Below are 7,092 nucleotides of genomic sequence, written 5' to 3' on the forward strand. Positions count from 1 at the left end.
TCACCGGCAGCTGGTCGGGGGCGCGGCTGCGCTGCCAGAAGGACGAGGGGAAGCTCCTGCGCTGCGGCACGCCGGCGCCGGTCACCATCGTCTTCGACGAGGCGGGCACCGGGACGACGCCCGACGACTCGCTGCCGCACAGCTTCACGTGGCGCTGGCTGTCCGCCAACGAGATCGCCATCGTCCCCGCCGGCGGCGGCGACGAGATCAAGCTCTTCTCCGTGGAGCGCGACAGCGATGCGCTGACGTTCCAGGCCTACATCTACCTGCCGACCAGCGGCGCGAGCGCCGCCACCGAGGAGCGCTACGTCCACTACATCTTCGACGTCACGCTCGACGAGTAGGGGCCGTGGCGGCGCAGGGGGAGGAACGATGAACGGAACGCCGGCGGCGCCGGGGGCCAGCCGCATCGCCCTCGTGCAGATGCAGATGGGGGCCGACCCGGACGCGAACGTCGCGAAGGCGCTCGGGCTGATCGAGGCGGCCGCGGACCGTGGCGCCTCGATCGTCTGCCTCCCCGAGCTGTTCCGGACGCCATACTTCTGCCAGCGCGAGGACGCGTCCTTCTTCGACCTCGCCGAGCCTATCCCCGGGCCGACGACGGCCGCGCTCGTGGAGGTCGCGCGCCGGCGCGAGGTCGTCATCGTCGCCTCGCTTTTCGAGCGCCGGGCCCCGGGCCTTGCGCACAACACGGCTGCGGTGATCGACGCGGACGGCTCGCTCGCGGGCATCTACCGCAAGATGCACATTCCGGACGACCCCGGCTACTACGAGAAGTTCTACTTCACGCCCGGCGACCTCGGGTTCAGGCCGATCGACACCCTCGCCGGCCGCATCGGCGTGCTCGTCTGCTGGGACCAGTGGTTCCCCGAGGCGGCGCGCCTGGCGGTCCTCGGGGGGGCCGAGGTGCTGCTCTACCCGACCGCCATCGGCTGGCACCCGGCGGAGAAGGATGCCGAGGGGGCGGCGCAGCGCGACGCCTGGCGGACGGTGCAGCGGGGGCACGCGATCGCCAACGGTGTCTATGTCGCCGCGGTCAACCGCGTCGGCCACGAGCGGCCGCACCCGGCGGCGCCGGGGATCGAGTTCTGGGGCGGCTCGTTCTGCTGCGACCCGCAGGGCGTGGTCCTCGCCGAGGCCGGCGCCGGGTGCGAGGAGACGTTGCTGGTCGATGTCGACCGCGCGCGCCTCGAGGAGGTGCGCCGCAACTGGCCGTTCCTGCGCGACCGGCGCGTCGAGGCCTACGGCGGCCTCACGAGCCGGCTGCTCGACGAGACCCCGCCCGGGCCGTGCGGCCGGTGAGCGCGGCCCGCGTCGCGGGCTACCGGCTTCCCGCGGAGTGGGAGCCGCACGAGGCGACCTGGATCAGTTGGCCGCGCAACGCCTCGGACTGGCCGGGGAAGTTCGCCGCCATCCCGTGGGCCTTCGCGGAGATGGCGCGCGCCGTCGTCCCCGGCGAGCAGCTGCGGGTCATCGTCGCCTCCGCGGCGCACGAGGCCGGGGCGCGCCGCGTGCTCCGGCGCGTCGGGGTCGACCTCTCGCGGGTCGCCTTCCACCGCATCCCCTCGGACCGCGGCTGGACGCGCGACACCGGGCCGATCACCGTGCGCCGGGGCGCGCGCGGCCGCGCCGTCGTGCGCTTTCGCTTCACCGCGTGGGCGCGGTATCCCGACTGGCACCGCGACGACGCGGTCTGCCCGCGTGCCGCGGGGGCGCTTGGCCTGCCGCTGGTCGCTGCGACGCACGCCGGCCGCCAGGTCGTGCTCGAGGGCGGGGCGATCGAGGTCAACGGGCGCGGCACGCTGATCACGACCGAGGAGTGCCTGCTCGACCCCGGGGTGCAGGTGCGCAACCCGGGGTTCGGCCGGCGTGACTACGAGGAGGTCTTCCGGCGCTGGCTCGGCGCGACGAACGTGGTCTGGCTCGGCCGCGGCATCGCCGGCGACGACACCCACGGCCACGTCGACGACCTCTGCCGCTTCGTGGGCCCGCGCACCGTGGTCGTCTGCGAGGAGGCGGACCGCGCCGACGCCAACCACGACGCCCTCGTCGAGAACCGCGAGCGGCTCGCCCGGGCGCGCCTCGAGGACGGCTCGCGCCTGGAGGTCGTCGGCCTGCCCATGCCCCGGCCGCTGATCTTCGACGGCCAGCGGCTGCCGGCGAGCTACGCGAACTTCTACGTCGCCAACGCCGCGGTGCTGGTGCCGACCTTCAACGACCCGATGGACCGGGTCGCGCTCGGGATCCTCGGGCGTCTCTTCCGCGACCGGCCGGTCGTCGGCATCCACGCGGTCGACCTCGTCTGGGGATTGGGGACGATCCACTGCCTGACCCAGCAATTGCCGGGGCGTCCATAAGGGCCCATCAGCGCCCGACGCCTCTCTTCGCTTGGCGCGCTAGCGTCGCACCGCGCTTCCACGGGCCGTAGCGCCGCTCGGCCGCTGTCACGGGGCGGCGCGATGCTTGACTATCGCGTGTCGCACCGCGAAGATCCACTCGTTTCGGTTGAGACCGCATACAGAAGACGCGAAGTGCCCGGCGGAACCCGGATCCGTCTCTCCGCCGCGACCACGCCTGGAGCGAACCGGGATGGCGATGAGTGCAGGGAGCTAAGGCAACGGGACCATCAATGCAATGACCGCGTGCGATCAGGCGACTCTCGCCGCGGTAGCGCCTGCAATAGTTCGGGCTCGGAAGGAGGTGGACGCATAGAGAGTGACGCCGTCACCCACGGATTCGGGGCACTTGAGCGGACAGTCCACGAAGGAGGAAGGCCCAGATGAAGAATGTCATGGCTCTGGCTTGCATCCTGCTCCTTGGCGTACCATCCGTGTCGATTGGCTCGGTTAGTGACGATCAGGTCACCTCGATCAAGATCAAGGAAGCGGACGGCACCAGTCAGCAAGACACCAACTCCGGGTCCGGGGTCAAGACCAACCACATACAGAACTTGGCGGTCACCGGGGCGAAGATCGCGGGCGGTGCGGTCACGACTGACAAGATCGTCGATGGTGCGGTGACGAACGCGAAGATCCAGGACGTTTCCGCAGCAAAGGTCACCGGCACGGTGGGCAATGCGGATACGGTCGACAACGTGCACGCTTCGCAATTCGCTCCCGCAAGTCACACTCACCAGTATGGCCGGGTCGCGATTGTTGCCAAGAGCGGCGGCGACTTCAGCGATCCCCTGAGTGCCGTGGAACCTGCAGCGTACGCACAGTGGTGCGGCGAACCTTCTTCAACGAATCGATGCCTTCTCAAGATCATGCCCGGCACCTACGATCTCGGATCGAGCGGCTTCCCCATGCAGGAATTTGCCGATGTTGAAGGCGCCGGCGAAGACGTCACAATAATAACAAGTGCTGTGGACGGCTATGACGTGGGCACCGTCGTCGCGGGCGGAGGCGACGCCGAGATGAGGTTTCTGACGGTTAAGAATACCGGAGCAGGACAATATAATCGGGCCATAGTGAACAGCAACTCACAGAACAGGTATGAACACGTCACGGCAATGGCTGTCGGTGCCGCAACTGATTGTACCGCGGTCTTCAACCGCTACAACGGATCTCCGGTCCTGACTGATGTGACTGCCGTTGCATCGGGTGGGATCGATGCGAATTTTGGGGTTCGCGCTTGGTTTAGCTCCGTAACGATGAACGGCGGTGCCGCCATTGCTTCGGGGGGCGTCCAGAGCGTTGGTGTCAGCATCGGTTACTCGTCCGCTACCAGTACTATTGCAGACGCAGTCGCGTCGGCCTCGGGTGCCAGCGGCTGGAATATTGGCATCGACAACAGTAATTCCACAACGGTCATGAAGAATGCCACCGCGAGCGCGAAGACAGGCGTCAGTCTTACCGCTGGCATCTACAACTTCGGGAATTCCTCGCTGACCATGACCAATGTCGCTGCGGTTGCAGAGGCAGGGGCAACGAATTACGGGGTCTATGCCGAAGTGGATGGCAACCTCACCGTCCTGGACAGGTGCACGGTGCAAGGGTCCCCTGCGGTGAAGGGTGGAGGGGATGGTCTGATCTTCAAGATCGGAGCAAGCAAGATCGTGGGCGGCGTCGGCAACGGTACCTTCAGCTGCGCCGCTTCATACGACGGCAACTACGCGCCTCTGGATGCGACCTGCCATTAGCGACAGATGATCAGAGCCCCCGTCGCTTACCCCGGCGGGGGCTCGCCTGCGAGCGACCGGCTGCTCCCGAGGCGCCCCGTCACCGTCATCCAGACCAGAAGCAGCAGCAGGGCGGCGATCAGCCAGAGCACCAGCGCCGACGCGGTGATGTTCACGGCCGTGTTGCCGCTGCCGGCAGGCACTCCTTGCGGGCGACCAGCAGGAAGAGGCGCCCTTCCTCCTTGAAGGGGCCGGCAAGCCGCTCGCCCTCGTCGCCGGTCCCCCAGAAGATGTCGGCGCGCCCGTGCCCCGTGATCGCGCCGCCGGTGTCCTGGACGACGGCGAAGCGCCGCACGGGCACCGGCGCGGGGGCCCCCGGCGTCGCCGCGGGCGGCAGCGTCGTCTCGAACCAGGCGGCGCCGCCCTTGGGCACGAGCCGCGCGTCGGCCGCGATGGAGCGTCCCGGCGTGAGCGGGACCTGGATGTTCCCGAGCGGCCCCTCTTCGACCCGCCGGAAGAAGACGTAGCTCGGGTTGTAGTCCAGCACCTCGCGCACCTGCCCCGGGTTCTCGCGCAGCCAGGCCTTGAGCGACTGGAGCGACATCCGCTGCGGCGGGATGCGCTCCTTGAGCAGCTTGCCGATGGCGCGATAGGGGTGGCCGTTCTGGTCGGCATAGTTGACGCGCAGCAGCGTGCCGTCCTCGAGGCGGATCAGCCCCGAACCCTGGATCTGCAGGAAGAACAGCTCGACCTCGTCGGCCACCCAGGCCAGCGGCTGGGCGCGGTTCGCCAGCGCCCCGCCGAAGGCGATCCGGTCGCGGTCCTCGTAGGGGACGATCCGCCGGCCGTCGAGCTTCCCGCGCAGGGACTTGCCGCGCAGCTCCGCGGGGACCATCCCGGCGTCGGCATACGGCGTCAGGTCCAGCGTGAGCAGGTCGCCGGGGACGGCGAGCAGCGGCGCGCGGAAGCGCTCGGACTGCGCGAGGCTCCCCGGGAGGATCGGCTCGAAGTAGCCGGTGAAGAAGGCGGCGCCGCGCTCGTTGCGGCTCTCGAAGAGGAGGAACGTGTTGCGGATCGCCGCCAGGCGCGCCTCGCCCGTCGTGGTCTCGACGATCTCGATCAGCAGCGCCGTCGAGGCCTCCATCTCCCGCGCCGTGTAGGCCAGCTCGCCGTAGGCGAAGGTCGCGGTGTCCGGCAGCCGCCGGTAGTACCGCAGGGACTGGCGCAGCGCGTCCGCGAAGCCGGCGAAGTCGGCGTCGTCTGCGAGGCGCGGGGCGCGCACCTGCGGGGACGGGACCGGGACCAGCCCGACCGGGATGCGGGGGGCGGCGCAGCCGGCGGCGATCGCCAGGACGAGGACGGCAGCCGCGAGGCGGCGGATCAACGCCGGCGACGTCGTCAGGGGCGCGGCCAGGGACGGGGAAGGCAACCGACGGCGCTGACGGGGCTCGAACCGGTGGCGCTCCATAGGTTCACTATATTATTTCTCCGCAACATTTGCGCAGATCGCGAGAATGTCGATGTGGCCCGAGAGACGACCGACATGCGAAAGGCATGGCGAAGGGGGCAGGGCATCCTCGGGCTCAAGCCTGCATTGTCTTGCGGCCGCCTCCGCGGCCACGCCATGGCACAGAATGCCGGGATAAGATCGACAGGAATCTTTCGGCGCGACGACCTCGAAATGGGCTGAACACTCCATGTCGCGCCCGGGTATCCGCGCCTATATTGCACAAGAGACATGCGCCGTCACGGGGCCGTGTCCCCATCGAGCCGGCGCGGTGCCGCTGTGGGCCGGGGTGGCGGCGATCGCGGTCGGCGCCGGGATCCTGCTGGTCGGCAGGCGGCGTTAAGGTCGTCGGCTCCGGGCGATCTTCCGGCGGGGCGACCGGGGAGCGAGGCGAACGCAAAGGGAGGATGGAGACATGAACTGGATTGTCTCGTTGATCATTGGCGGCGTCATCGGCTGGCTGGCCAGCATCGTCATGAAGACAAACGCCCAGATGGGCTGGATCGCCAATGTGCTGGTCGGCATCATCGGCTCGTCGTTGGGATTCTGGGTCGCCGGACTCCTGGGGATCGTACCCGTCGGCGGCGTCCTGCACTGGGTGATCGCCGTGGCGGGTGCGGCGCTGCTGATCGCCATCCTGCGCGCTGTCGGGGTCTTCCGGGGATAGCGGCGCCGGCGACGCCGGCAGCTCAGCGAACAGAAGCGGAAAGGCACGGGTCGGCCCGTGTCAGGTGAGTCATTGAGTGTATTGGGAGGAAGTGGCGGGGCCGACGGGACTCGAACCCGCGCCCTCTGGCTTGACAGGCCAGCGTTATAACCGACTTAACTACGGCCCCGCTTCTCTCCCCTGTGCTGGTGGGCGGTACAAGGGTCGAACTTGTGACCTTCTGTGTGTAAGACAGACGCTCTCCCAGCTGAGCTAACCGCCCCAGTCACGGGGGGGATGATAGGGACGCGCATCCCCCCCGTCAAGAAGAATCTTGGCCCCGGGTCCGCGCGCTAGAACCGGAACCTCAAGCCCAGCCCGATGCGGGCGAAGTCGTCGAAGTTGTCGAGCTCGTCGGCGCGCGCGCGGCCCTCGAGGAACACCTCGGCGTTCCTGCCGTCGGGGGCGCCGAACGCCAGGTAGCCGACGTCCGCGATGAGGTCCGCCTGACCGTCGTTGCCGGACCAGTAGCCGGCGCCGGCGCCCAGGGAGACCCTGCCGATCCAGCGGTAGTCGAGCAGGGCGTCCGCCGTGAAGGCGCTGCCGCCGTCGTTGCCCATCCAGCGTACGGCCCCACCCACGAGGCCGATCAGGTGCAGCTTTCCGACCAGGGGGATTTCGTAGCCAACTCGGCCGAAGGCGTAGTTGGCCGGGTCAAGCTGGCGGGAGAGACCGACGTCCACGATCGGGCCGCCGAAACGCGCCTCGGGCGGGGGCGGCGGGGGTGCCGGGGCCGCCACGGGGGCGGGCGGCGGCGGG

At 69.0% G+C, this 7,092-nt stretch carries 8 protein-coding genes and 2 tRNA genes; 5 read left to right on the forward strand and 5 right to left on the reverse strand.

All coding sequences use genetic code 11. The annotated features are described in order from the left end of the window. The 4 genes from VI078_02590 to VI078_02605 all read left to right on the forward strand — a co-directional run. Nucleotides 1–344, forward strand: a 344-nt coding sequence (locus tag VI078_02590; protein HEY5998171.1) for a hypothetical protein, incomplete at its 5' end; no start/stop codon positions are given. A 28-nt stretch (nt 345–372) separates the two neighbouring features. Continuing rightward, entirely contained in the window at nt 373–1,302 is a 930-nt protein-coding gene (locus tag VI078_02595; protein ID HEY5998172.1) for a carbon-nitrogen hydrolase, read from the forward strand. After that, entirely contained in the window at nt 1,299–2,357 is a 1,059-nt protein-coding gene (locus VI078_02600) for an agmatine deiminase family protein (GenBank protein ID HEY5998173.1), read from the forward strand. The genes VI078_02595 and VI078_02600 overlap by 4 nt, the downstream gene beginning before the upstream one ends. A gap of 422 nt (nt 2,358–2,779) precedes the next feature. After that, nucleotides 2,780–4,141: a hypothetical protein gene (locus VI078_02605; GenBank protein ID HEY5998174.1), complete on the forward strand. Its 1,362-nt coding sequence runs from the start codon at nt 2,780–2,782 to the stop codon at nt 4,139–4,141. 26 nt (nt 4,142–4,167) lie between these two features. On the opposite strand, the gene VI078_02610 is transcribed toward VI078_02605, so the two are convergent. Together VI078_02610 and VI078_02615 are read right to left on the reverse strand one after the other, a co-directional pair. Then, nucleotides 4,168–4,296, reverse strand: coding sequence for a hypothetical protein (locus VI078_02610; GenBank protein ID HEY5998175.1), 129 nt, complete (start codon nt 4,294–4,296; stop codon nt 4,168–4,170). Further along, nucleotides 4,293–5,504 (reverse strand): MltA domain-containing protein, encoded by a 1,212-nt coding sequence (locus VI078_02615; protein ID HEY5998176.1) that lies wholly within the window; start codon nt 5,502–5,504, stop codon nt 4,293–4,295. The genes VI078_02610 and VI078_02615 overlap by 4 nt, the downstream gene beginning before the upstream one ends. A 538-nt stretch (nt 5,505–6,042) precedes the next feature. Between VI078_02615 and VI078_02620 the strand changes: the two genes are divergently transcribed. Next, the gene (locus tag VI078_02620) at nt 6,043–6,294 is read left to right on the forward strand and encodes a GlsB/YeaQ/YmgE family stress response membrane protein (GenBank protein ID HEY5998177.1); all 252 of its coding nucleotides are present in this window, start codon (nt 6,043–6,045) and stop codon (nt 6,292–6,294) included. A gap of 92 nt (nt 6,295–6,386) precedes the next feature. Here VI078_02620 and VI078_02625 read toward each other — a convergent pair. From VI078_02625 to VI078_02635, 3 genes are all read right to left on the reverse strand, one after another. Next, nucleotides 6,387–6,463 (reverse strand) — tRNA-Asp (locus VI078_02625). A 17-nt stretch (nt 6,464–6,480) separates the two neighbouring features. Next, nucleotides 6,481–6,556: transfer RNA gene (locus VI078_02630), tRNA-Val, on the reverse strand. Nucleotides 6,557–6,626: 70 nt separating this feature from the next. After that, the coding region (locus tag VI078_02635; GenBank protein ID HEY5998178.1) for a hypothetical protein at nt 6,627–7,092 on the reverse strand (466 nt) is incomplete at its 5' end.

The sequence above is a fragment of the bacterium genome (assembly GCA_036524115.1).
Lineage (GTDB): Bacteria > JAUVQV01 > JAUVQV01 > JAUVQV01 > DATDCY01 > DATDCY01.

Excerpts from the sequence above, each read along its gene's own strand:
- VI078_02620 (HEY5998177.1), top strand. The coding sequence starts at position 6,043 with ATGAACTGGATTGTCTCGTTGATCATTGGCGGCGTCATCGGCTGGCTG.
- VI078_02595 (HEY5998172.1), top strand. The coding sequence starts at position 373 with ATGAACGGAACGCCGGCGGCGCCGGGGGCCAGCCGCATCGCCCTCGTG.
- VI078_02605 (HEY5998174.1), top strand. The coding sequence starts at position 2,780 with ATGAAGAATGTCATGGCTCTGGCTTGCATCCTGCTCCTTGGCGTACCA.